The organism is Bradyrhizobium sp. USDA 4506, from assembly GCF_054058795.1.
This window is the reverse complement of the sequence record NZ_JBSSBM010000002.1, coordinates 3474363-3498469: the sequence shown is the minus strand read 5'-3', so window position 1 is coordinate 3498469 and position 24107 is coordinate 3474363. Positions and strand designations below refer to the sequence as shown.

Here is a 24107-nt window from a genome sequence, read left to right as displayed (position 1 = left end):
TCATGCCCGGCGCCAAACGCGCCGGGCCTCCGCACCCCGCTCGGACGTTGGGCGGGGCGCGCGCTGAATAAAAGTTTCGAATTTGCTGCCGGTGACGATCGGCACGCGAGGAGAAGACCATGAATCAAGAGATTATGAATCTTTTCAATCCGACGACCCCGGCCCAGGTCTTCGACCAGATCCGGATTTCGATCGCGTCTCCGGAGAAGATTCTGTCCTGGTCCTACGGCGAGATCAAGAAGCCGGAGACCATCAACTACCGCACCTTCAAGCCGGAGCGTGACGGCCTGTTCTGCGCGCGCATCTTCGGGCCGATCAAGGACTACGAATGCTTGTGCGGCAAGTACAAGCGGATGAAGTACAAGGGCATCATCTGCGAGAAGTGCTCGGTCGAGGTGACACTGTCGCGCGTCCGGCGCGAGCGCATGGGCCATATCGAGCTGGCGGCGCCGGTCGCCCACATCTGGTTCCTGAAGTCGCTGCCCTCGCGCATCGGCCTCCTGCTCGACATGACGCTGAAGGATCTCGAGCGGATCCTGTACTTCGAATACTACGTTGTGCTCGAGCCGGGTCTCACCGCGCTGAAGGACCGTCAGCTGCTGTCGGAAGACGAGTATCTGAAGGCGCAGGACGAGTACGGCCAGGATTCCTTCACCGCCATGATCGGCGCCGAGGCGATCCGCGAGCTGCTCAAGGGGCTCGAGCTCGAAAAGCTCGAGGCGACGCTGCGTGCCGACATGGCGGAGACCGACTCCGACATCAAGCACAAGAAGCTCGCCAAGCGTCTGAAGATCGTCGAGGCTTTCCGCGTTTCCGGCAACAAGCCGGAATGGATGATCATGACGGTCGTGCCGGTGATTCCGCCGGACCTGCGTCCGCTGGTGCCGCTCGACGGTGGCCGGTTTGCGACCTCGGACCTCAACGACCTGTACCGCCGCGTCATCAACCGCAACAACCGCCTGAAGCGGCTGATGGAGCTGCGTGCGCCCGACATCATCATCCGCAACGAAAAGCGCATGCTGCAGGAGGCCGTCGACGCACTGTTCGACAACGGCCGCCGCGGCCGCGTCATCACCGGCGCCAACAAGCGTCCGCTGAAGTCGCTCGCCGACATGCTGAAGGGCAAGCAGGGCCGGTTCCGCCAGAACCTGCTTGGCAAGCGCGTCGACTATTCGGGCCGTTCGGTGATCGTGGTCGGTCCCGAGCTGCGCCTGCATCAGTGCGGCCTGCCGAAGAAGATGGCGCTCGAGCTGTTCAAGCCGTTCATCTACTCGCGGCTCGACGCCAAGGGCCTGTCCACCACGGTGAAGCAGGCCAAGAAGCTGGTCGAGAAGGAGCGTCCGGAGGTCTGGGATATCCTCGACGAGGTGATCCGCGAGCATCCGGTGCTGCTCAACCGCGCGCCGACGCTGCATCGCCTGGGCATCCAGGCGTTCGAGCCGGTGCTGATCGAGGGCAAGGCGATCCAGCTGCATCCGCTGGTCTGCGCCGCCTTCAACGCCGACTTCGACGGCGACCAGATGGCCGTGCACGTTCCGCTGTCGCTCGAAGCGCAGCTGGAAGCGCGCGTCCTGATGATGTCGACCAACAACATCCTGCATCCGGCGAACGGCCAGCCGATCATCGTGCCGTCGCAGGACATCGTGCTCGGCCTCTACTACGTCTCGATCATGCGCGAAGGCCTGCCCGGCGAGGGCAAGATCTTCGGCGACATGGCCGAGCTCGAGCACGCCCTGCATTCGAAGGTCATCCACCTCCACACCAAGATCAAGTACCGGTGGGAAGGCCTCGACGAGGAAGGCAAGCACTCCAAGCGCTGGATCGAAACCACTGCGGGCCGCGTCATGCTCGGCAACCTGCTGCCGAAGAACCCGAAGATCTCGTACGACATCATCAACAAGCTGATGACCAAGCGCGAGATCTCCGGCGTGATCGATCAGGTCTACCGGCACTGCGGTCAGAAGGAGACGGTGATCTTCTGCGACCGAATCATGGCGCTCGGCTTCTACAACGCCTTCAAGGCGGGCATCTCGTTCGGCAAGGACGACATGGTCGTGCCGGCGTCGAAGTGGAAGATCGTCGATCAGACCCGTACGCTGGCGAAGGATTTCGAGCAGCAGTACAATGACGGCCTGATCACCCACGGCGAGAAGTACAACAAGGTCGTCGACGCCTGGTCGAAGGCCGGTGAAGAAGTCGCCAAGGCGATGATGAAGGAGATCTCGTCCACCAAGAAGACGGCGGCGGGCGCGGATGCCGACATCAACTCGATCTACATGATGGCGCACTCCGGTGCGCGTGGTTCGCCGGCCCAGATGCGCCAGCTCGCCGGCATGCGCGGCCTGATGGCCAAGCCGTCGGGCGAGATCATCGAGACGCCGATCATTTCCAACTTCAAGGAAGGTTTGTCGGTGCTCGAGTACTTCAACTCGACCCACGGCGCCCGCAAGGGCCTCGCGGACACCGCGTTGAAGACCGCGAACTCGGGTTACCTGACCCGCCGTCTGGTCGACGTCGCGCAGGACTGCATCATCACGCAGACCGACTGCGGCACCACGCTCGGCATCAAGATGCGCGCCATCGTCGACGCCGGCACCGTGGTCGCCTCGCTCGGCTCGCGCATCCTGGGCCGCGTGGCCTGCGATGACGTGCGCGATCCCGCCACCAACGAGGTCGTCATCAAGCGTGACACCTTGATGGAGGAGAGCCACGTCGACGCGATCCAGCAGGCCGGCATCCAGGAAGTGAAGATCCGCTCGGCGCTGACCTGCGAGCTGATCAACGGCATCTGCGCCAAGTGCTACGGCCGCGACCTGGCCCGCGGCACCCCGGTCAACCACGGTGAGGCCGTCGGCGTCATCGCGGCACAATCGATCGGTGAGCCCGGCACGCAGCTGACGATGCGCACGTTCCACATCGGCGGTGCCGCGCAGCTCAACGAGCAGTCGTTCGTCGAATCGAACTTCGACGGCAAGATCGTGATTAAGAACAAGGCGATCGCCCGCAACAGCGAAGGCAGCCTGATCGCTATGGTGCGCAACATGGTCGTTGCGATCGTCGATGCCGACGGCACCGAGCGTGCGACCCACCGTATTCAGTACGGTTCGAAGATGCACGTCGACGAAGGCGATATGGTCAAGCGCGGCCAGCGCATCGCCGAGTGGGATCCCTATACCCGCCCGGTGCTGAGCGAGGTCGAGGGCACGATCGGTTTCGAGGATCTGGTCGAGGGACAGTCGATCTCGGAAACGCTCGACGAGTCGACCGGTATCGCCAAGCGCGTGGTCATCGACTGGCGCACGACGCGCGGCGGTTCGGACCTGCGTCCGGCCATCGTGGTCAAGGGCAAGGACGGCAAGGTGATGAAGCTCGCGCGTGGCGGCGATGCCCGCTACATGCTGTCGGTCGACGCCATTCTGTCGGTCGACACCGGCGGGAAGGTGATGCCGGGCGACATCCTGGCGCGTATCTCGACCGAGAGCGCCAAGACGCGTGACATCACCGGCGGTCTGCCGCGGGTGGCGGAACTGTTCGAGGCTCGCAAGCCGAAGGATGCGGCGATCATCGCGGAGACCGCGGGAACGATCCGCTTCGGCCGCGACTACAAGAACAAGCGCCGCATCTCGATCGAGCCGATGGACAAGACCGAGGAGCCGCGTGAGTACCTGATCCCGAAGGGCAAGCACATCCACCTTCAGGACGGCGACATCGTCGAAAAGGGCGATTTCATCGTCGAAGGCAATCCGGCGCCGCACGACATCCTGGCGATCAAGGGCATCGAGGAGCTCGCTGCCTATCTGGTCAACGAAATCCAGGAGGTCTACCGGTTGCAGGGCGTGCTCATCAACGACAAGCACATCGAGGTGATTGTCCGTCAGATGCTGCAGAAGGTCGAGGTCACCGATCAGGGCGACACCGACATGATCTCGGGCGAGCAGGTCGACAAGATCGAGTTCGACGCGCTCAACACCAAGGCCAAGGAGGAGGGCAAGAAGCCCGCCACGGGTACGCCGGTTCTGCTCGGCATCACCAAGGCGAGCCTGCAGACCCGCTCCTTCTTCTCGGCGGCGTCGTTCCAGGAGACCACGCGCGTGCTCACCGAAGCTGCCGTCAACGGCAAGGTGGACCCGCTCGAGGGCCTCAAGGAGAACGTCATTGTCGGCCGCCTGATCCCGGCCGGCACCGGCGCCTCGATGGCGCGGATCCGCGAGGTCGCGGTCAAGCGCGACAAGCTGATCCTCGACGAGCGCGAGAAGCAGCAGGCGGCGATCGTGCCGACGGCTCCGGAAGCGGAGCCGCTGGCGCTGCCGCCCGCCGAATAGGCATCCGCAAGACTACGGGTATGGCGAGAAGGCCGGCGTTTAGCCGGCCTTTTTGCTGCTTTCTTTGCTTGCTGCGGTGCAGGGACGCAATTTGTTCATCTTTCCTTCAGGCAAAAAAGTGCCTTTGCTAGGGTGACTTAGACCGGCTGTTTGGCTCGCGCCGGAGACGACGGAATCCATATGCTCGACTTGGCTATCGTAGGCGGCGGCCCCGGGGGGCTGATGAGCGCCTGGTATTTGAAGCGCAAACTCGGCGACCTCTGCCGCGTTACCATCTTCGAGGCGTCGAACCGCCTTGGCGGCAAGATCGTCACGCGCAAATTCGACACCGCGCCCGCGATGTATGAGGCCGGCGTCGCCGAGATCTATGATTACTCGATGACGGGGCCGGACCCGCTGCGCGAGCTGATCCAGCATTTCGGCCTGCAGACGATCCCGATGGACGCCGAGCAGGTGCAGCTCGACGGCGAGTTGCTTGCCGACGTTCCCGGCATGCGCCGCAAATACGGGGCGAAGACCGCGGCCGCGATCGAGGCGTTCCGCAAGCGCTGCAGCGACCTGGTGTCGCCGATCGAATATTACGAGGGCGTCGGCGCCCACGACAACGAACACCCGTGGGCCTACAAGACCGCCGAGCAGGTCCTCGACGAGGAGGTCGAGGACGCGACCGCCAAGCGTTTCTTCAAGGTGATGGCGCGTTCCGACATCGCGACCGAGAGCCACAACACCAACGGCCTCAACGCGCTGAAGAACTACGTGATGGACGTCGACGGCTATATCGGCCTGTATTCGATCCAGAACGGCAACGAGCAGCTGATCGATTGTCTGCGCTCGGAAGTCAGCGCCGACATCCAGCTCAACCATCGTGTGCTCAAGGTCGGCAAGACCGCTGGCGGCCGCTACCAGCTCAACATGATGAACGGCAAGGGGCCGGAGACGCGCGACTTCGATCTCGTGCTGGTCTGCCTGCCGCACTCCTGGCTCGCGACCATGCGCTGGGACGGCGAACAGCTGCGCAAGTCGATGGTCAAGCACGTCGCCTATTTCGACCGGCCCGCGCATTATCTGCGGGTCTCGATCCTGTTCGACGAGCCGTTCTGGGGCGAGAAGATCCCGGGCGCCTGGTTCATGTCGGAAGCGTTCGGCGGCTGCTGCGTCTACAACGAGGGCGCGCGTCACGATGTCGGCAAGCACGGCGTGCTGAACTGGCTGATCGCAGGCTCGGATGCGCTGGCCTTCGCCAATCTCAGCGATCAGGAGCTGATCGATGCCGCGTTGAAGTCGCTGCCTGCCTCGCTCGGCGATGCGCGCGAGCATTTCCTGGAAGGCAAGATCCATCGCTGGCTGTCGTCGGTCAACGCGCTGCCGGGCGGCCTGCCGGTGCGCGACGTCATGACCAACCACCGGCCCGAGCCGAAGGAGCATCCCGGCATCGTGGTGGTCGGCGACTATCTGTTCGATTCGACGCTGAACGGACTGCTCGATTCCTCCGATGCCGCGACCGACATCATTGTCACCGAGATGATGCGGCTGCGCCGTAGCCGCGCGCAGGACGAGAGCTCGCTGTCCGACAAGATCGACCGCAGCTATTTCGACGATTATCGCGGCGTCGGCCCTTACAGCGAGGTCTGGCGCAACTTCACCGACCCCGCCTATCTGACGGACCTGATCAAGACGGTTTGGGGCAGGGCGAAGGGCTACAAGCTGCTGATCGCCGGCTCCGCCAGCGGCGAACTGGTCGGCGCGCTGCGCGAACGTGGCATCGATGCCTGGGGCATCGAGAACAACCGCTACATCCACGGCAAGACGCCGAAGGCGCTCAAGAAGTACAACAAGCTCGGCTCGATCGCCGACATGCCGTTCAAGGCCAACGAGTTCGACTTCGTGTTCGAGACCTCGCTGTGCCATCTCGGCGAGAAGCAGGTGGTGCGCGGGGTGCGCGAGCTCAACCGCGTGGTCAAGACCGGCGTCGTGTTCGCGTCGGTGACTTCCGACATGGCGGCGGCAGTGATCGATCGCTACGACCTGCTGCGCGGGGTGAAGAAGCTCGGCACCTGGTGGGAGTGGTCGGAATTGTTCTTCGGCAACGGCTTCGATCTGTCGATGCACCGCCGCGACTGCACCGATGCGCTGTGGACATTGACGCTGGCCGCCAACAAGGGGCCAGGGCAGTGGTACGCCGACTCCGACAGCCTGCGCTATTCCTTCTTCGACAAGGTCGAAGCCGACCTCGACGACTAGCGGGACCGACCGGAAGCTTTTGCCGCGAGCCGACCGGCCTCGTGTCAACCAGCTGTCAAACGGCGGCAATGCTTTGCTCCGCGAATCCGCGCGAGCGCGCCGCGGCGCGTCGGCCGTTCCAAACGCTTTGCCGAATTCGTCGTGATCGCATAGGATTACGGGCGCAGTGTTATCAGCTGCGGTTTCGATTTGCGGTCATGCCGGCCGTGGAGCATCGGTTGGTTTCATGGCGCCAAGACCTCCTGCATCAGACGATCCGACGAGAGCGGCGGCCGACGATCCCGAGCTGAAGAAGAAGCCCGCGTCCGGTCCGCCCGCGGCGGCCGCCTCCACGAAGCCGTCCGCGGCGCCGGCTGACGACGAAGAGGAAGACGACGCGGACGACGAGTTCGAGCTCGAATGACGACGATGATGACGAGGACCTCGTCGTCTTCACCGCCAAGGAAGCCGCCGGCGCGCTCTCCACGATCTTTGGCTTCGTCAGGCCGATCCTGGCGAACTACAGGAAGCCGTTCGCCTGCGTCGCCTTCGGCGTGCTGGTCGAGACGTTGTTCAACGTCATCATGCCGCTCAGCCTGAAATTCCTGATCGACGACGCGCTCGGCGAGGAGGATTTCGGGGCCCTCTACAAGATCCTCGGCGTGCTCGCGGTTGCCGGCATCGTCACCTCGATCATCGCGGTCTGGTACGAGCGCTGGGATGCGCGGCTGGGCGCCGGCATCATCGCCGACGTGCGGACGCGGCTGTTCGACCATGTCCAGAACCTGCCGTCGGCCTATTTCGCGCGCACCAAGCGCGGCGAGATCCTGTCGCGCTTCTCGATCGATCTGTCGGCGTTCGAGGGCTCGGTCAAGACCTTCGCCAACAGCGCGGCGCTGCCGGGCCTCGAGCTGGTCGCGGGCATCATCCTGATGCTGTTCCTGAACTGGCAGCTTGCCGTGGTCGCCTTGCTGGTGTTTCCGATCACCCTGATCGGGCCGCGCATCCTGACGCCGAAGGCAGTGCAGGCCAATTACGAGCAGAAGCAGAACGAGGCCGCGCTGCTCGGAACCGTGCAGGAGAACGTCGCCGCGCAGGCGGTGGTGAAGGCGTTCAATCTGCAGCGCCGGGCGCTCGGCTGGTTCACGATGCGCAACCGCGACGTCAGGGCCAAGGCCGCGTCAGCCATGTTCCTGTCGACCATGGTGGAGCGCACCGTCACCATCGCGGTGCTGCTGCTCCACCTCGTGGTGCTGGCGATCGGCGCCTATCTCGCCACCAAGGGGCAGATCACCGTCGGCACCTTCGTGACCTTCGAGAGTGCGTTCTGGGAGGTGTCGTACAACATCGCCCATCTGATGCATTTCATCCCGGTGTCGATCCAGTCGGCGGCGGCGGTGCGGCACATCCAGGAACTGCTCGACGAGCCGACCCGCGGCGCCGACCGTCCCGGCGCGCCGGATCTGCCGCGCATCACCAACGACATCTCCTTCGATCGCGTCACCTTCCAGTATGAGGGGGCACAGACGCCGGTGCTCGACAATCTCAGCCTCAAGCTCAATGCCGGCAAGAGCATTGCGATCGTCGGTCCCAGCGGCTCGGGCAAGAGCACGCTGATCAACCTGATCCTGCGGCTCTACGTGCCGGACGAGGGCCGCGTCGCCGTTGACGGCGTCGATATCCGCCGGGTGACGCGCGAGTCGCTGCGGGCCAACATGGCGGTCGTGTTCCAGGAGAACATGCTGTTCAACATGTCGATCCGCGAGAACATCCGGCTCGGCAAGGAAGGCGCGACCGACGCGGAGGTCGAGGACGCTGCCCGCAAGGCCGAGATCCATCGCTACATCATGAGCCTGCCGCAGCGCTACGACACGCCGGTCGGCGAGCGCGGCGATACCTTGTCGGGCGGCCAGCGCCAGCGCATCGCGATCGCGCGCGCGATCATCCGTAACCCGTCCGTGCTGCTGCTCGACGAGGCGACTTCGGCGCTCGACCAGACCACGGAGGCTGCGATCAATCGCACGCTGCTCAAGGTCGCCGAGGGCCGCACCATGATCTGGTCGACGCATCGCCTGACTTCGGTGGTCGAGATGGACGAGATCATCGTGATCTCCGGCGGCAGGGCGATCGAACGCGGCTCGCACGAGGAGCTGCTGGCCCGCAATGGCGTCTATCGCAAGCTGTGGGACGACCAGGGACATCTGAATCACGACGAGGACGCCGACGACGCGGATGATGACGATGATGACGATGATGACGATGATGAAGATGAGGACGAAGACGAGGATGAGGAGGCGTGAGGCCCGCGTCGCGGGCGATGGTCGAGCGCCAGATTTTTCGTTACGCCCGGTCCGCGGCGTGCGGACGTTGCCGGAAGTGGTTGGCCGGCTGCGTCGTTGACGCCGCCGCCGCAGGGTTGTGCAGCCGGCGCAGCCAGCCGCGGCCGAGATAGCCGAAAAAGCGCGCCCAGCGCTGGGCCTGCCACGTGGGCCCGCTGCCGACCGACACCTCGCGGAAGCTGAATGCCTTGGCGTTCGACCAGGCGTCGCAGGCGGTCTTGACCGGATCGTCGTAGAACGCGGTGATCTTCTCCTCGCCCATGCCGTCGGTCGACAGCCAGGCCGGGATGTAGACGTTGCAGAGCTGGGCGACGTCGGTGAACACCTTGTCGGTACCGGTGCCGGTGACGGGGCAGGTGCTGGCGAAGGCATCACCGACCAGCACCACGCCGGCCTGCCGATAGCCGGTGCTGACAAAGATGTCGGCGGGCCTGATCTTGATATCGCCGGCGATGTCGAACTCGCCGGTGAGCCGGCGCAGCCGCGGCAGCGCGGCGTTCAGCGTCTCCACCGGATTGCGCCGCATCGCCCGCAGCCAGGGATCGTCGGCCTTGCGATAGGTGAAGAGGTTGGCGCGCATCCGGTTTCCGATCGGAAACAGCGTGATGTAGGGGATGCGATCGCTCGGCCGCTCCGAGAAGTAGGTCATGGCCGCGAACGGGAAGGCGGGGCGGCCGACGGGGACGAAATCGAAGCCGAGCGAGATCGAGTGGCAGAAGCTCGTGACCAGCCGCTCGATGCCGAGCATCCGGCGCAACCGGACGTTCAGGCCGTTGGCAAGCACCACAAGGCGCGCCGAGATCTCCTCGCCATTGGCAAGCACGAGCCGCTGCCGCTCGGAACTGGTCGCGACATTGATCACCTTGTCGCAGATGAATTCCGCCGGCCCGGCGATTTCGTTCCGAATCGCCGCAATCAGCGCGTCGTACATGATGCCGTATTGCCGGCTCGGCTGCCGGTCGAGCAACCGGCCGAATCGCGCGATCCAGTTCTCGCCGTCCAGCGTCGCCGAGCGGAGCACCGACTCGGCGAGGCCGGTCCTGGCGAATCGCTCGAGCTGGAGGTCGCCGCCGATCTTTTCGACACGGAAATCGAACGGGTAGACCCGGTGGGGGTCGATCAGGATCGTCGGTATCCCGGCACGGCCGAGCATGGCGGTTGCGGTCGAGCCCGCAAGACCGCCGCCGATGATCGCGATGTCGGTGTACCGCATGAGAATTCCGTGGCTGTGACCCCGATTTTTGCGCTGCGAATGGCAAATAAAGGCTTAGTTTCGAAGTTTGCCTTCGGGACTAACTTGGGGAGAGTTGTTTCTATTCATATTTTACCCGGATGTAATATGATTCCGCACGCGTCCGAAGATTCGGATGAAGTGCGCGGGGAGGTCGGTCGGCCGTCACATTTCGCCTTGCGCCGAACCTCGGTGAAATGCGAAATCCGCAAGTGCCAGAGGCGTTTCTTCGCTTGTCGTTTTGCTTGACTTCACTATCTCTCGATTATACAAGGCGCCCACTTAACGACAGGCGGTGAGCTACGCCAGCGTCGGAACGGAACACCCGAAGGTCCTTTTTGAGGAGCCGGACGGGCACCAACCTCGACGAATGCCGCTCAAACGCTGTCGATGATAGCTAGGCAATGCCAGGACGATATTAGTTCTCTTGAGCACGTCCTCTTGAGAGTGAATTCGGATGCATGACCTCGGTGGCGGACCGAACAGCGAACGCTGAACGGTTCGGGATCGCGGTCCTCTGTGGCGTCGATGCGCTTTCCGCTCAGCGATGAGTGGTTGGCGCGATTTCGCTTTGCGCGGTTGTTTGTTCCGTGTCGAGCGGGCCGTGCGGGACGGCTAGTCCTGAGAAGAAATTTGCGGAGCCATTCAAGGTTTTCGCGCGAACTAAAGGGTGAAGGCTGCATGCCGACGATCAACCAGCTGATCGCAAATCCGCGTGAAGTGCAGAAGTCGCGTAAGAAGGTGCCGGCGCTGCAGCAGTCGCCGCAGAAGCGCGGCGTGTGCACGCGCGTCTACACCACGACCCCGAAGAAGCCGAACTCGGCGCTTCGTAAGGTCGCCAAGGTGCGCCTGACCAACGGCTTCGAGGTGATCGGCTACATCCCGGGTGAGGGCCATAACCTGCAGGAGCACTCGGTGGTCATGATCCGCGGCGGCCGCGTCAAGGACTTGCCCGGTGTGCGCTACCACATCCTCCGCGGCGTGCTGGATACCCAGGGCGTCAAGAACCGTAAGCAGCGTCGTTCGAAGTACGGCGCGAAGCGTCCGAAGTAAGCGGGAACCGATCAGATGTCGCGTCGCCATTCTGCCGAGAAGCGTGAAGTTCTTCCGGATCCGAAGTTCGGGAACATCATCATTACGAAGTTCATGAACTCGGTGATGTACGCCGGGAAGAAGTCGGTTGCCGAAAACATCGTCTACGGTGCGCTCGGCATGATCGAGGCCAAGACCAAGCAGAACCCGCTCGGCGTGTTCGAGCAGGCGCTCGAGAACGTGATGCCGACCATCGAGGTTCGTTCCCGCCGCGTCGGCGGCGCGACCTACCAGGTTCCGGTCGAAGTCCGTTCGGTGCGCCGTCAGGCGCTCGGCATCCGCTGGCTGATCTCGGCCGCTCGCGAGCGCAACGAGAAGACCATGACGGAGCGTCTCTCGGCTGAGCTGCTCGACGCCTCGAACAATCGCGGCAACGCCGTCAAGAAGCGGGAAGACGTGCACCGGATGGCGGAAGCCAACCGCGCGTTCTCGCACTATCGCTGGTAAGGCGAACAACGGAATTTAAGGAACAGTCTCATGCCCCGCCAACATGCCATCGAGGACTACCGCAACTTCGGTATCATGGCGCATATCGACGCCGGCAAGACCACGACCACCGAACGCATCCTGTATTACACCGGCAAGAGCCACAAGATCGGCGAAGTGCACGAGGGTGCCGCGACGATGGACTGGATGGAGCAGGAGCAGGAGCGGGGCATCACGATCACCTCGGCTGCGACCACCGCGTTCTGGAACGGCAAGCGCCTGAACATCATCGACACCCCCGGCCACGTCGACTTCACCATCGAGGTCGAGCGTTCGCTGCGCGTGCTCGACGGCGCCGTTTGCGTCCTCGACTCCAACCAGGGCGTCGAGCCGCAGACCGAGACCGTCTGGCGCCAGGGCGACAAGTACAAGGTTCCGCGCATCGTCTTCGCCAACAAGATGGACAAGACCGGCGCCGACTTCTTCAAGTGCCTGTCCGACATCGTCGACCGCCTCGGCGCCAAGCCGATCGCGATCCAGCTGCCGATCGGTGCCGAGAACAACTTCAAGGGTCTCGTCGACCTCGTGAAGATGAAGGGCGTCATCTGGAACGATGAATCGCTCGGCGCCAAGTTCGACTATGTCGACATTCCGGAAGATCTGGTCGAGCAGGCCAAGGAGTATCGCGAGAAGATGGTGGAAGCCGCCGTCGAGCTCGACGACGACGCTTTGGCTGCCTTCCTCGACGGCAAGGAGCCGGACGAGGCGACCCTGAAGCGCCTGATCCGCAAGGCCGTGCTGACCGGCGCGTTCTATCCGGTGCTGTGCGGCTCCGCGTTCAAGAACAAGGGCGTGCAGCCGCTGCTCGACGCCGTCGTCGACTATCTGCCGTCGCCGATCGACGTGCCCGCGATCAAGGGTACCGACGATGACGGCAACGAAGTCGTGCGCAAGGCTGACGACAAGGAGCCGCTGGCGCTGCTCGCGTTCAAGATCATGGACGACCCGTTCGTCGGCACCATCACCTTCTGCCGCATCTACTCCGGCATCCTGCAGTCGGGCACCGGCGTGGTGAACTCGACCCGCGAGAAGAAAGAGCGTATCGGCCGCATGCTGCTGATGCATGCGAACAACCGCGAAGACATCAAGGAAGCCTATGCCGGCGACATCGTCGCGCTGGCCGGCCTGAAGGAAGCGCGCACCGGTGACACGCTGTGCGATCCCGACAAGCCGGTGATCCTCGAGAAGATGGAATTCCCGGAGCCGGTGATCGAGATCGCGATCGAGCCGAAGTCGAAGGCCGACCAGGAAAAGCTCGGCGTGGCGCTTGCCAAGCTCGCCGCGGAAGATCCGTCGTTCCGCGTGTCGACCGACCAGGAGTCCGGCCAGACCATTCTCAAGGGTATGGGCGAACTGCATCTCGACATCAAGGTCGACATTCTCAAGCGCACCTACAAGGTCGACGCCAACATCGGCGCGCCGCAGGTGGCGTTCCGCGAACGCGTGACCAAGAAGGCCGAAGTCAAGTACACCCACAAGAAGCAGACCGGCGGTACCGGTCAGTTCGCCGAAGTGTCGATCGTCGTCGAGCCGAACGAGCCCGGCAAGGGCTATGAGTTCGAGTCGAAGATCGTCGGCGGTGCGGTGCCGAAGGAATACATCCCCGGCGTCGAAAAGGGCCTCAACAGCGTGATGGGCTCCGGTGTCGTTGCCGGCTTCCCGGTCGTGGACGTCAAGGTGCAGCTGGTCGACGGCAAGTATCACGACGTCGACTCGTCGGCACTGGCGTTCGAAATCGCATCGCGGGCTGCGTTCCGCGAAGCGTTGACGAAGGGCAAGTCCGTTCTGCTCGAGCCGATCATGAAGGTCGAGGTGGTGACCCCGGAAGACTACACCGGTTCGGTCATCGGCGACCTGAATTCCCGGCGTGGCCAGATCCAGGGCCAAGACATGCGCGGCAACGCCAACGTCATCAACGCGATGGTGCCGCTCATGAACATGTTCGGTTACGTGAACAACCTGCGCTCGATGAGCCAGGGTCGCGCGACCTTCACCATGCAGTTCGATCACTACGCCGAAGCTCCGGCGAACGTGTCGGCTGAAGTCCAGAAGAAGTTTGCCTGATTGTCGTTGATGGCAGTCAACGATTGAACGGAGAGTCAAATGGCCAAAGCTAAATTCGAACGTAACAAGCCCCACTGCAACATCGGCACCATCGGTCACGTCGACCATGGCAAGACCTCGCTGACCGCAGCGATCACCAAGGTGCTCGCAGAAACCGGCGGCGCGACGTTCACCGCCTACGACCAGATCGACAAGGCGCCGGAAGAGAAGGCCCGCGGCATCACGATCTCGACCGCTCACGTCGAGTACGAGACGACCAACCGCCACTACGCCCACGTCGACTGCCCCGGCCACGCCGACTACGTGAAGAACATGATCACCGGTGCCGCCCAGATGGACGGCGCGATCCTGGTCGTGTCGGCTGCTGACGGCCCGATGCCGCAGACCCGCGAGCACATCCTGCTCGCCCGCCAGGTCGGCGTGCCCGCGCTCGTCGTGTTCCTCAACAAGTGCGACATGGTCGACGATCCGGAGCTGCTCGAGCTCGTCGAGCTCGAAGTCCGCGAGCTGCTCTCGAAGTACGAATTCCCGGGCGACAAGATCCCGATCATCAAGGGCTCGGCGCTCGCCGCCCTCGAAGACAAGGACAAGAAGCTCGGCCACGACGCCATCCTCGAGCTGATGCGCAATGTCGACGAGTACATCCCGCAGCCGGAGCGTCCGATCGACCAGCCGTTCCTGATGCCGGTTGAAGACGTGTTCTCGATCTCGGGCCGCGGCACCGTCGTCACCGGCCGTGTCGAGCGCGGCGTGATCAAGGTCGGCGAGGAAATCGAAATCGTCGGTATCCGCGACACCCAGAAGACCATCGTCACCGGCGTCGAAATGTTCCGCAAGCTGCTCGATCAGGGCCAGGCCGGCGACAACATCGGTGCACTGCTCCGCGGCACCAAGCGCGAGGAAGTCGAGCGTGGCCAGGTGCTGTGCAAGCCCGGTTCGGTCAAGCCGCACACCAAGTTCAAGGCTGAGGCTTACATCCTCACCAAGGAAGAGGGCGGTCGCCACACCCCGTTCTTCACCAACTACCGTCCGCAGTTCTACTTCCGCACCACCGACGTGACCGGTGTCGTGCACCTGCCGGAAGGCACCGAGATGGTGATGCCGGGTGACAACATCGCGATGGAAGTGCACCTGATCGTGCCGATCGCGATGGAAGAGAAGCTGCGCTTCGCGATCCGCGAAGGCGGCCGCACCGTCGGCGCCGGCGTCGTCGCCGCGATCATCGAGTAACTACGCGAATAGGGAATGGCGAGTAGCGAGTGGGTCACTCCATTCGCTATTCGCTACTCGCCACTCACTAAAGAAAGAATACGGCAATGAACGGCCAAAATATTCGCATCCGTCTCAAGGCGTTCGACCATCGAATCCTCGATACGTCGACCCGCGAGATCGTGAACACGGCGAAGCGCACCGGTGCGCAGGTTCGCGGACCGATTCCGCTGCCGACCCGCATCGAGAAGTTCACCGTCAACCGTTCGCCGCACGTTGACAAGAAGAGCCGCGAGCAATTCGAGATGCGCACCCACAAGCGCCTCCTCGACATTGTCGACCCGACCCCGCAGACCGTCGATGCGCTGATGAAGCTCGACTTGGCCGCCGGTGTCGACGTCGAGATCAAGCTCTAAGGTTTTGGATTTTTACGTCCGCCGCTTGCGGACAGAAAGACAGGAAGCACGCCGATGCGCTCCGGAGTGATCGCACAAAAGGTCGGGATGACGCGGGTCTTTACGGAGACCGGCGAGCATATCCCTGTGACCGTGCTGAAGTTGGGCAACTGCCAGGTGCTGGGCCACCGCACGACCGAGAAGAACGGCTATGTCGCTCTTCAGCTCGGCTCGGGCGCCCGCAAGACCGTGTACATGCCCAAGGCCGAACGTGGCCAGTTCGCGGTCTCCAAGGTCGAGCCGAAGCGCAAGGTCGCCGAGTTCCGCGTGTCCGAGGATGCGCTGATCCCGGTCGGCGCGGAAATCCAGGCGGACCATTTCGTGGTCGGCCAGTTCGTCGACGTGACCGGTACCTCGATCGGTAAGGGCTTCGCCGGCGGCATGAAGCGCTGGAATTTCGGCGGTCTGCGCGCCACCCACGGTGTGTCGATCTCGCACCGTTCGATCGGTTCGACCGGTGGCCGTCAGGACCCCGGCAAGACCTTCAAGAACAAGAAGATGCCCGGTCACATGGGCGTCGACCGCATCACCACGCTCAATCTGCGCGTGGTTTCGACCGACGTCGAGCGCGGCCTGATCCTCGTCGAAGGCGCCGTTCCCGGCTCCAAGGGCGGCTGGATCTCGGTGCGCGACGCGGTCAAGAAGCCGCTGCCGAAGGACGCCCCGAAGCCCGGCAAGTTCAAGGTTGCAGGTGGCGAAGCTGCCGAGGCTGTGGCCGAGCAGGAGGGCGTGTGAGATGGAATTGAAAGTCACGACCCTTGAAGGCAAGGACGCCGGATCCGTCGAGCTCTCGGACGCGATCTTCGGTCTCGAGCCGCGCGCCGACATCATCCAGCGCTGCGTGCAGTGGCAGCTGAACAAGCGTCAGGCCGGCACCCACAAGGCCAAGGGCCGCGCCGAGATCTGGCGCACCGGCAAGAAGATGTACAAGCAGAAGGGCACCGGCGGCGCCCGTCACGGCTCGGCCCGCGTGCCGCAGTTCCGCGGCGGTGGCCGTGCGTTCGGTCCGGTCGTTCGCTCCCATGCGACCGACCTTCCGAAGAAGGTGCGCGCGCTCGCGCTCAAGCATGCGCTCTCGGCCAAGGCCAAGGACGGCGGGCTGATCGTGATCGACAATGCGCAGCTCGAGGCCGCCAAGACCAAGGCGCTCCTCGGCCACTTCTCCGGCCTCGGACTGACCAACGCGCTGATCATCGACGGCGCCGAGCTGAACGCCGGTTTCGCGACCGCGGCCCGGAACATTCCGAACATCGACGTGCTGCCGATCCAGGGCATCAACGTCTACGACATTCTCCGCCGCCAGAAGCTGGTGCTGACCAAGGCTGCGGTTGATGCGCTGGAGGCGCGCTTCAAATGAAGAACATCGATCCGCGCCACTACGACGTCATCATCTCTCCCGTCGTGACGGAAAAGGCGACGCTCGCCTCCGAGCACAACAAGGTGATGTTCAAGGTCGCCGGCAAGGCGACCAAGCCGCAGATCAAGGAAGCGGTCGAGAAGCTGTTCGACGTCAAGGTGAAGAGCGTCAACACTCTCGTTCGCAAGGGCAAGACCAAGGTGTTCCGCGGCAATCTCGGCTCGCAGTCGGACACCAAGCGCGCGATCGTGACCCTGGAAGAGGGCCACCGCATCGACGTGACTACCGGACTATAAGGCGCAACGACGATGGCATTGAAAACCTACAATCCCACGACGCCGGGCCAGCGCCAGCTGGTCATGGTCGATCGTTCGGCGCTCTACAAGGGCAAGCCGGTGAAGACCCTGACCGAGGGCAAGCTCGGCAACGGCGGTCGCAACAACACCGGTCGCATCACCGTGCGTTTCCGCGGCGGCGGCCACAAGAAGGCCTACCGCACCGTCGACTTCCGCCGCGACAAGGTGGACATGCCGGCGGTCGTGGAGCGGCTCGAGTATGATCCGAACCGCACCGCGTTCATCGCGCTGATCAAGTATCAGGACGGTGAGCTGGCCTACATCCTGGCGCCGCAGCGTCTGGCGGCGGGCGACACCGTCGTCGCCGGCAACTATGTCGACGTCAAGCCGGGCAACGTCATGCCGCTCGGCAACATGCCGGTCGGCACGATCGTGCACAACATCGAGCTGAAGATCGGCAAGGGCGGTCAGCTGGCGCGCTCCGCCGGCACCTACGCCCAGATCGTCGGCCGCGACCAGGACTACGTGATCGTCCGCCTGAACTCGGGCGAGCAGCGTCTGGTGCACGGCCGTTGCCGCGGCACGATCGGCGCGGTCTCCAACCCGGATCACATGAACATCTCGATCGGCAAGGCCGGTCGTACCCGCTGGCTCGGCTGGCGTCCGCACAACCGCGGCGTTGTCATGAACCCGATCGATCACCCGCACGGCGGTGGTGAAGGTCGTACCTCGGGCGGTCGCCACCCGGTTACTCCGTGGGGCAAACCGACCAAGGGCAAGAAGACCCGCACCAACAAGTCGACCAACAAATTCATTCTCCTCAGCCGCCACAAGCGGAAGAAGTAAGGAACGCCGGACATGGTTCGTTCAGTCTGGAAAGGCCCGTTCGTCGAGGGTTCTCTGCTCAAGAAGGCAGATGCCGCGCGCTCGTCCGGCCGTCACGACGTCATCAAGATCTGGAGCCGCCGCTCGACCATCCTGCCGCAGTTCGTCGGCCTGACGTTCGGCGTCTATAACGGCCACAAGCACGTGCCGGTGGCAATCAACGAGGAAATGGTGGGTCACAAGTTCGGCGAGTTCTCGCCGACCCGGACCTTCCACGGCCATTCGGGCGACAAGAAAGCCAAGAAGGCTTGAGGATTAACCGATGAGCAAACCAAAGCGCGAACGTAGCCTCGCGGACAATGAGGCCAAGGCCGTCGCCCGCATGCTGCGCGTCAGCCCGCAGAAGCTCAACCTGGTGGCGCAGCTGATCCGCGGCCGCAAGGCGTCCGCTGCGCTCGCCGACCTGCAGTTCTCGCGTAAGCGGATCGCGGTCGATGTCAAGAAGTGCCTGGAATCGGCGATCGCGAACGCCGAGAACAACCATGACCTTGAGGTTGACGATCTGGTCGTCGCCGAGGCGCATGTCGGCAATGGCATCGTGATGAAGCGTTTTGCTCCGCGCGGCCGTGGCCGTTCGGGCCGTGTGTTCAAACCGTTCTCGCACCTGACCATCGTGGTTCGTCAGGTCGAGGCCGAGGCAAGCGCCTAAGAAGGGCGCAGGAGAAGACGATGGGTCAAAAGATCAATCCAATCGGGCTGCGTCTCGGCATCAACCGGACCTGGGACTCCCGTTGGTTCGCCGGCAAGCAGGAATACGGCAAGCTGCTGCACGAGGACGTCAAGATCCGCGAGATCCTGCACAAGGAGCTCAAGCAGGCGGCCGTCGCCCGCATCGTGATCGAGCGCCCGCACAAGAAGTGCCGCGTGACGATCCATTCGGCCCGTCCGGGCGTCGTGATCGGCAAGAAGGGCGCCGACATCGACAAGCTGCGCAAGAAGGTTGCCGACATCACCTCGTCGGACGTCGTGATCAACATCGTCGAAATCCGCAAGCCGGAGCTCGACGCGACCCTGGTCGCTGAATCGATCGCCCAGCAGCTCGAGCGCCGCGTCGCGTTCCGCCGCGCCATGAAGCGCGCCGTGCAGTCGGCGATGCGTCTCGGTGCCGGTGGCATCCGCATCAACTGCTCGGGCCGTCTCGGCGGCGCCGAAATCGCGCGCATGGAGTGGTACCGCGAAGGTCGCGTGCCGCTGCACACGCTGCGCGCCGACGTCGACTACGGCGTTGCCACCGCGTTCACGACCTTCGGCACCTGCGGCGTCAAGGTCTGGATCTTCAAGGGCGAGATCCTCGAGCACGATCCGATGGCCCAGGACAAGAAGATGGCCGAAGGCGACAGCACGCCGCGTTCGCGCCGCGACGCCGCTTGAGGCAAAGCAGGAATTTGAGGGCTTAAAGCCATGATGCAACCTAAGAAAACGAAGTTCCGGAAGGCGCATAAGGGCCGTATCCACGGCGTTGCGACCTCTGGCGCGACGTTGGCGTTCGGCCAGTTCGGCCTGAAGGCGATGGAGCCTGAGCGCGTCACCGCCCGTCAGATCGAAGCCGCCCGCCGCGCGCTGACCCGTCACATGAAGCGCGCCGGCCGCGTCTGGATCCGCGTGTTCCCGGACGTGCCGGTGTCGAAGAAGCCCGCCGAAGTCCGCATGGGCTCCGGCAAGGGTGCCCCGGAATTGTGGGTGGTCCGGATCAAGCCGGGCCGCGTGATGTTCGAGATCGACGGCGTGCCGGTGCAGACCGCGAAGGAAGCGCTGTCGCTCGCCGCCGCCAAGCTGCCGATCAAGACGCGCTTCGTTGCGCGCATTGCGGAGTAATCGCCATGGCCGAGATGAAAGTTGAAGACATTCGCGCGATGAGCGACGACCAGCGGGAAGACGCGATCCTGAATCTGAAGAAGGAACGCTTCAACCTGCGTTTCCAGCGCGCCACCGGGCAGCTGGAGAACACCTCGCGGATGCGGGAAGCCCGCCGCGATATCGCTCGTATCAAGACCATCGCTGCCCAGCAGCGCGCGAAGAAGAAGTAAGGGGCCAGCTATGCCGAAACGTACTCTGCAGGGCGTGGTCGTCAGCGACAAGCAAGCCAAGACCATCGTGGTGCGCGTCGATCGCCGCTTCACCCACCCGATCTACAAGAAGACGATCCGCCGTTCCAAGAACTACCACGCGCACGACGAGAACAACCAGTTCAAGCCGGGCGACATGGTCTGGATCGAGGAATCGAAGCCGATCTCGAAGCTGAAGCGCTGGACCGTGGTCCGGGGCGAACACAAGAAAACGGCCTGATTACTTCGGCTTGGCCGAGGAAATTCAGGGAAATTTTGAGCGCGCTAAAGCGCAGAAAGAGGACGAGGTGCATCAATGATTCAGATGCAGACCAACCTCGACGTGGCCGATAATTCAGGCGCACGCCGTGTCATGTGCATCAAGGTTCTTGGAGGTTCCAAGCGCCGCTATGCCACCGTGGGCGACGTTATCGTTGTGTCGATCAAGGAAGCCATTCCGCGTGGCAAGGTGAAGAAGGGCGACGTGATGAAGGCCGTCGTGGTCCGGGTCCGCAAGGACATCCGCCGCGCCGACGGTTCGGTCATCCGCTTCGACCGCAACGCCGCCGTGCTGATCAACAATCAGTCCGAGCCGGTCGGCACCCGTATCTTCGGGCCGGTGCCGCGCGAGCTGCGCGCCAAGAACCACATGAAGATCATTTCGCTCGCGCCGGAGGTGCTGTGATGGCTGCCAAGATCCGCAAGGGCGACAAGGTGATGGTGCTCACCGGCCGCGACAAGGGTCGCACCGGCGAGGTGTTCGAGGTGCGTCCGGACGAGAACAAGGCGCTCGTTCGCGGCATCAACATGGTGAAGCGTCACCAGAAGCAGACCCAGACCCAGGAAGGCGGCATCATCTCCAAGGAGATGCCGATCGACCTTTCGAACATTGCGTATGTCGGCAAGGACGGAAAGCCGACCCGCATCGGGTTCAAGATTCAGGCCGATGGCAAGAAGGTTCGTGTTGCCAAGAGCTCGGGAGCAGAGATCGATGGCTGATACAGCTTACACGCCGCGTCTGCGCGCGGAGTATGACAAGAAGATCCGCGGCATGATGACCGAGAAGTTCGGTTATGCCAACGTGATGCAGGTGCCGCGCCTCGACAAGGTCGTGCTCAACATGGGCGTCGGCGATTCGGTCAACGACCGCAAGAAGGCCGAGACCGCCGCTGCCGAGCTGACCCAGATCGCCGGCCAGAAGGCGATCGTGACCTATTCGCGGATCGCGATCGCGACCTTCAAGCTGCGTGAGAACCAGCCGATCGGCTGCAAGGTCACGCTGCGCAAGACCCACATGTACGAGTTCATCGACCGCCTGGTGAACGTGGCGCTGCCCCGCGTCCGTGACTTCCGCGGCCTGAACCCGAAGAGCTTCGACGGCCGCGGCAACTATTCGCTCGGCATCAAGGAGCACATCATTTTCCCCGAGATCGACTTCGACAAGGTCTCGGAAGCGCGTGGCATGGACATCACGGTCTGCACCACCGCCAAGACCGACGACGAGGCGCGCGCCTTGTTGACCGCTTTCAATTTCCCGTTCCGGCAGTGAGTAGCTGAACCAAAGCCACTCAAACGCGGATACCCAGGAGCCAAGCATGGCAAAGAAGAGTTCAGTCGAGAAGAACAACCGGCGCAAGCGGATGGCGAAGAACGCTGCTCCGCAGCGCGCGAAGCTGAAGGCGATCATCGCCGACAAGACCAAGCCGATGGAAGAGCGCTTCGCCGCGACGCTGAAGCTCGCCGAGATGCCGCGCAACTCGTCGCCGACGCGCATCCGCAACCGTTGCGAGCTGACCGGGCGCCCGCGCTCGAACTATCGCAAGAACAAGCTCTCGCGCATCGCGCTGCGTGAACTCGGCTCCAAGGGCCTGGTTCCCGGCCTAGTGAAGTCGAGCTGGTAAGGAGGGTCGGAACCATGTCTACGCACGATCCGATCAGCGATCTCATCACCCGCATCCGCAACGCGCAGATGCGCTCCAAGTCCAAGGTCTCGACCCCCGGCTCGAAGATGCGCGCCAACGTGCTCGAGGTGCTGAAGTCCGAGGGTTACATCCGCGGCTACGCCAGCGTCGAGCATGCCTCGGGCCGCAGCGAGCTCGAGATCGAACTGAAGTATTTCGACGGCGAGCCCGTCATCCGCGAGATCGAGCGGGTGTCGAAGCCGGGCCGCCGCGTTTACGCCTCGGTGAAGAACCTGCCGCGCGTGAACAACGGTCTCGGCATTTCGGTGTTGTCGACGCCGAAGGGAATCATGGCTGACCACCAGGCGCGCGACGCCAACGTGGGCGGCGAAGTTCTCTTCACGGTGTTCTGAGGAAGGATTTTACGATGTCACGTATCGGCAAAAGGCCGGTGGCGATCCCGTCGGGTGTGACGGCGACCGTCGAGGGCCAGACCGTCAAGGTGAAGGGGCCGAAGGGCCAGCTTCAGTTCGTCGTGCATGACGACGTCGAGGTGAAGTTCGAGAACGGCCAGGTCAAGGTCGCTCCGCGGATCAAGACCAACCGCGCGCAGGCGATGTACGGCACCGCGCGCGCGCAGGTCGCCAACCTCGTCGAGGGCGTCACCAAGGGCTTCGAGAAGAAGCTCGAGATCACCGGCGTCGGCTACCGCGCCGCGATGCAGGGCAAGAACCTGCAGCTCGCGCTCGGCTACAGCCACGACGTGGTGTACGCGATCCCGGAAGGCATCACCATCGCGGTGCCGAAGCCGACCGAGATCACGATCACCGGCAACGATCCGCAGCGCGTCGGCCAGGTCGCCGCCGAGATCCGCGCCTACCGTCCGCCGGAGCCCTACAAGGGCAAGGGCGTGAAGTACGCCAACGAATTCATCTTCCGCAAGGAAGGCAAGAAGAAGTAACGGAGCCGGTCATGTCACTCAAGGTTACGAATGCCCGGCGCAAGCAGCGCGTGCGCCTTGCGCTTCGCCGCTCGGCAGGCGGCCGTCCGCGGCTGTCGGTGTTCCGCTCGTCCAAGCACATCTACGCCCAGGTCATCGACGACCAGAAGGGCGAGACGCTCGCTTCCGCCTCGTCGCTGGAGAAGACCATGCGCGACGCCGGCAAGACCGGCGCCGACATCGATGCGGCAAAGGCGGTCGGCAAGCTGCTCGCCGAGCGCGCGGCGCAGAAGGGTGTCAAGGAAGTCGTGTTCGATCGCGGCGCCTACATCTATCACGGGCGCGTCAAGGCGCTCGCGGATGCGGCGCGCGAAGGCGGATTGAGCTTCTAAACTTTACGAACGATGACGAGGAAAGAGGCGCAAGGCCTCCTACAGATTGGAAAACACCATGGCAGGTGAACGCGAACGCGGCGGACGCGAACGGAGCAGGGAGCGCGAGGAGCGCGACAGCGAGTTCGTCGACAAGCTCGTCCACATCAATCGCGTGGCGAAGGTCGTCAAGGGCGGCAAGCGCTTCGGCTTTGCGGCGCTGGTCGTGATCGGCGACCAGAAGGGCCGGGTCGGTTTCGGCCACGGCAAGGCGCGCGAAGTTCCGGAAGCGATCCGCAAGGCGACCGAATCGGCGAAGCGCAACCTGACGCGCGTCGCGCTTCGCGAAGGCCGCACGCTGCATCACGACATCGCCGGCCGTCACGGCGCCGGCCGCGTCTACCTGCGTGCCGCTCCGGCCGGTACCGGCATCATCGCCGGCGGCCCGATGCGCGCGGTGTTCGAGACGCTCGGCATCCAGGACGTGGTGGCGAAGTCGATCGGCTCGTCGAATCCCTACAACATGGTTCGCGCGACGTTCGACGCGCTGAAGCATCAGGACTCGCCGCGCTCGGTGGCGGCACGCCGCAACATCAAGGTCTCCACCCTGCAGTCGCGCCGCGTCGGCGGCGACGCCGAAGTGGTGGCGGAATAACAACGCGCGCTTCTCGAAGCGCTATTCGGAGTTACTGTCATGGCCAAGGCCAGCAAGACCATCAAGGTCGAGCAGATCGGCAGCGCAATCCGCCGCCATCACTCGCAGCGTTCGACGCTGATCGGCCTCAAGCTCAACAAGATCGGCCGGGTTGCCGAGCTGCAGGATACCCCTGAAGTTCGCGGCATGATCAGCAAGGTTCAGCATCTCGTCCGCGTCGTCGGCGAGTAAGCAGAGAT

Annotated in this window: 27 protein-coding genes and 1 pseudogene; 27 read left to right on the top strand and 1 reads right to left on the bottom strand. The window is 63.5% G+C overall.

Features of this window, described 5'->3' with window-relative positions:
- Positions 1-119: 119 nt before the first annotated feature.
- The 3 genes and pseudogenes from rpoC to ACVIHF_RS18765 all read left to right on the top strand — a co-directional run bounded on the left by rpoC (position 120) and on the right by ACVIHF_RS18765 (position 8842).
- Positions 120-4322: a DNA-directed RNA polymerase subunit beta' gene (gene rpoC, locus ACVIHF_RS18775; RefSeq protein ID WP_057019552.1), complete on the top strand. Its 4203-nt coding sequence runs from the start codon at positions 120-122 to the stop codon at positions 4320-4322.
- Between the two features lie 180 nt (positions 4323-4502).
- Positions 4503-6563 (top strand): FAD-dependent oxidoreductase, encoded by a 2061-nt coding sequence (locus tag ACVIHF_RS18770; protein ID WP_253608213.1) that lies wholly within the window; start codon positions 4503-4505, stop codon positions 6561-6563.
- A gap of 226 nt (positions 6564-6789) precedes the next feature.
- Positions 6790-8842, top strand: a pseudogene (locus ACVIHF_RS18765) (ABC transporter ATP-binding protein).
- 40 nt (positions 8843-8882) lie between these two features.
- On the opposite strand, the gene ACVIHF_RS18760 reads toward ACVIHF_RS18765, so the two are convergent.
- Positions 8883-10094, bottom strand: coding sequence for an FAD-dependent monooxygenase (locus ACVIHF_RS18760; RefSeq protein WP_456792415.1), 1212 nt, complete (start codon positions 10092-10094; stop codon positions 8883-8885).
- A 699-nt stretch (positions 10095-10793) separates the two neighbouring features.
- Here ACVIHF_RS18760 and rpsL point away from each other — a divergent pair.
- The 24 genes from rpsL to rpmD all read left to right on the top strand — a co-directional run bounded on the left by rpsL (position 10794) and on the right by rpmD (position 24099).
- Positions 10794-11165: a 30S ribosomal protein S12 gene (gene rpsL, locus ACVIHF_RS18755; protein WP_006611834.1), complete on the top strand. Its 372-nt coding sequence runs from the start codon at positions 10794-10796 to the stop codon at positions 11163-11165.
- A gap of 15 nt (positions 11166-11180) precedes the next feature.
- Entirely contained in the window at positions 11181-11651 is a 471-nt protein-coding gene (rpsG, locus tag ACVIHF_RS18750) for a 30S ribosomal protein S7 (protein WP_016843741.1), read from the top strand.
- A 30-nt stretch (positions 11652-11681) separates the two neighbouring features.
- Entirely contained in the window at positions 11682-13754 is a 2073-nt protein-coding gene (gene fusA, locus ACVIHF_RS18745) for an elongation factor G (RefSeq protein ID WP_092082422.1), read from the top strand.
- Between the two features lie 39 nt (positions 13755-13793).
- A complete protein-coding gene (gene tuf, locus ACVIHF_RS18740) occupies positions 13794-14984 on the top strand; it encodes an elongation factor Tu (RefSeq protein WP_018272140.1) in 1191 nt (396 codons plus the stop codon).
- A gap of 86 nt (positions 14985-15070) precedes the next feature.
- Positions 15071-15379 carry a 30S ribosomal protein S10 gene (gene rpsJ / locus ACVIHF_RS18735; protein WP_002712302.1) on the top strand — a complete coding sequence of 103 codons (309 nt, stop codon included), beginning with the start codon at positions 15071-15073 and terminating at the stop codon, positions 15377-15379.
- Positions 15380-15433: 54 nt separating this feature from the next.
- Positions 15434-16153, top strand: a complete 720-nt coding sequence (rplC, locus tag ACVIHF_RS18730; RefSeq protein ID WP_253608215.1) for a 50S ribosomal protein L3 — start codon at positions 15434-15436, stop codon at positions 16151-16153.
- A gap of 1 nt (position 16154) precedes the next feature.
- Positions 16155-16775, top strand: coding sequence for a 50S ribosomal protein L4 (gene rplD, locus ACVIHF_RS18725; RefSeq protein ID WP_016843745.1), 621 nt, complete (start codon positions 16155-16157; stop codon positions 16773-16775).
- Positions 16772-17071, top strand: coding sequence for a 50S ribosomal protein L23 (locus ACVIHF_RS18720; RefSeq protein WP_028339313.1), 300 nt, complete (start codon positions 16772-16774; stop codon positions 17069-17071). The genes rplD and ACVIHF_RS18720 overlap by 4 nt, the downstream gene beginning before the upstream one ends.
- 12 nt (positions 17072-17083) lie before the next feature.
- The gene (gene rplB, locus ACVIHF_RS18715) at positions 17084-17917 is read left to right on the top strand and encodes a 50S ribosomal protein L2 (RefSeq protein ID WP_021081655.1); all 834 of its coding nucleotides are present in this window, start codon (positions 17084-17086) and stop codon (positions 17915-17917) included.
- A gap of 12 nt (positions 17918-17929) precedes the next feature.
- A complete protein-coding gene (gene rpsS, locus ACVIHF_RS18710; protein ID WP_028335459.1) occupies positions 17930-18208 on the top strand; it encodes a 30S ribosomal protein S19 in 279 nt (92 codons plus the stop codon).
- 10 nt (positions 18209-18218) lie between these two features.
- A complete protein-coding gene (gene rplV / locus ACVIHF_RS18705) occupies positions 18219-18605 on the top strand; it encodes a 50S ribosomal protein L22 (protein WP_016843750.1) in 387 nt (128 codons plus the stop codon).
- Positions 18606-18625: 20 nt separating this feature from the next.
- Positions 18626-19327, top strand: coding sequence for a 30S ribosomal protein S3 (gene rpsC, locus ACVIHF_RS18700; RefSeq protein ID WP_016843751.1), 702 nt, complete (start codon positions 18626-18628; stop codon positions 19325-19327).
- Positions 19328-19357: 30 nt separating this feature from the next.
- Complete coding sequence (gene rplP, locus ACVIHF_RS18695; protein WP_016843752.1) at positions 19358-19771, top strand: 50S ribosomal protein L16; 414 nt, start codon at positions 19358-19360, stop codon at positions 19769-19771.
- A gap of 5 nt (positions 19772-19776) precedes the next feature.
- Complete coding sequence (gene rpmC / locus ACVIHF_RS18690; RefSeq protein WP_016843753.1) at positions 19777-19983, top strand: 50S ribosomal protein L29; 207 nt, start codon at positions 19777-19779, stop codon at positions 19981-19983.
- Between the two features lie 10 nt (positions 19984-19993).
- Positions 19994-20242 carry a 30S ribosomal protein S17 gene (gene rpsQ / locus ACVIHF_RS18685; protein ID WP_016843754.1) on the top strand — a complete coding sequence of 83 codons (249 nt, stop codon included), beginning with the start codon at positions 19994-19996 and terminating at the stop codon, positions 20240-20242.
- Positions 20243-20317: 75 nt separating this feature from the next.
- Positions 20318-20686: a 50S ribosomal protein L14 gene (gene rplN, locus ACVIHF_RS18680; protein ID WP_011473865.1), complete on the top strand. Its 369-nt coding sequence runs from the start codon at positions 20318-20320 to the stop codon at positions 20684-20686.
- The gene (gene rplX, locus ACVIHF_RS18675; RefSeq protein ID WP_016843755.1) at positions 20686-21000 is read left to right on the top strand and encodes a 50S ribosomal protein L24; all 315 of its coding nucleotides are present in this window, start codon (positions 20686-20688) and stop codon (positions 20998-21000) included. The genes rplN and rplX overlap by 1 nt, the downstream gene beginning before the upstream one ends.
- Positions 20993-21550, top strand: a complete 558-nt coding sequence (gene rplE / locus ACVIHF_RS18670) for a 50S ribosomal protein L5 (RefSeq protein WP_016843756.1) — start codon at positions 20993-20995, stop codon at positions 21548-21550. Before rplX ends, rplE begins: the two co-directional genes overlap by 8 nt.
- Positions 21551-21596: 46 nt before the next feature.
- Positions 21597-21902 carry a 30S ribosomal protein S14 gene (rpsN, locus tag ACVIHF_RS18665; RefSeq protein WP_253608216.1) on the top strand — a complete coding sequence of 102 codons (306 nt, stop codon included), beginning with the start codon at positions 21597-21599 and terminating at the stop codon, positions 21900-21902.
- A gap of 14 nt (positions 21903-21916) precedes the next feature.
- Positions 21917-22315, top strand: coding sequence for a 30S ribosomal protein S8 (rpsH, locus tag ACVIHF_RS18660; RefSeq protein ID WP_024578580.1), 399 nt, complete (start codon positions 21917-21919; stop codon positions 22313-22315).
- Positions 22316-22329: 14 nt separating this feature from the next.
- Positions 22330-22863, top strand: coding sequence for a 50S ribosomal protein L6 (gene rplF, locus ACVIHF_RS18655; protein ID WP_028339311.1), 534 nt, complete (start codon positions 22330-22332; stop codon positions 22861-22863).
- A gap of 11 nt (positions 22864-22874) precedes the next feature.
- The gene (rplR, locus tag ACVIHF_RS18650) at positions 22875-23234 is read left to right on the top strand and encodes a 50S ribosomal protein L18 (protein WP_016843760.1); all 360 of its coding nucleotides are present in this window, start codon (positions 22875-22877) and stop codon (positions 23232-23234) included.
- A 58-nt stretch (positions 23235-23292) separates the two neighbouring features.
- On the top strand, positions 23293-23868 hold the full coding sequence (rpsE, locus tag ACVIHF_RS18645; RefSeq protein ID WP_016843761.1) for a 30S ribosomal protein S5: 576 nt from the start codon (positions 23293-23295) through the stop codon (positions 23866-23868).
- A 39-nt stretch (positions 23869-23907) separates the two neighbouring features.
- Entirely contained in the window at positions 23908-24099 is a 192-nt protein-coding gene (rpmD, locus tag ACVIHF_RS18640) for a 50S ribosomal protein L30 (RefSeq protein ID WP_028335461.1), read from the top strand.
- Positions 24100-24107: the final 8 nt, after the last annotated feature.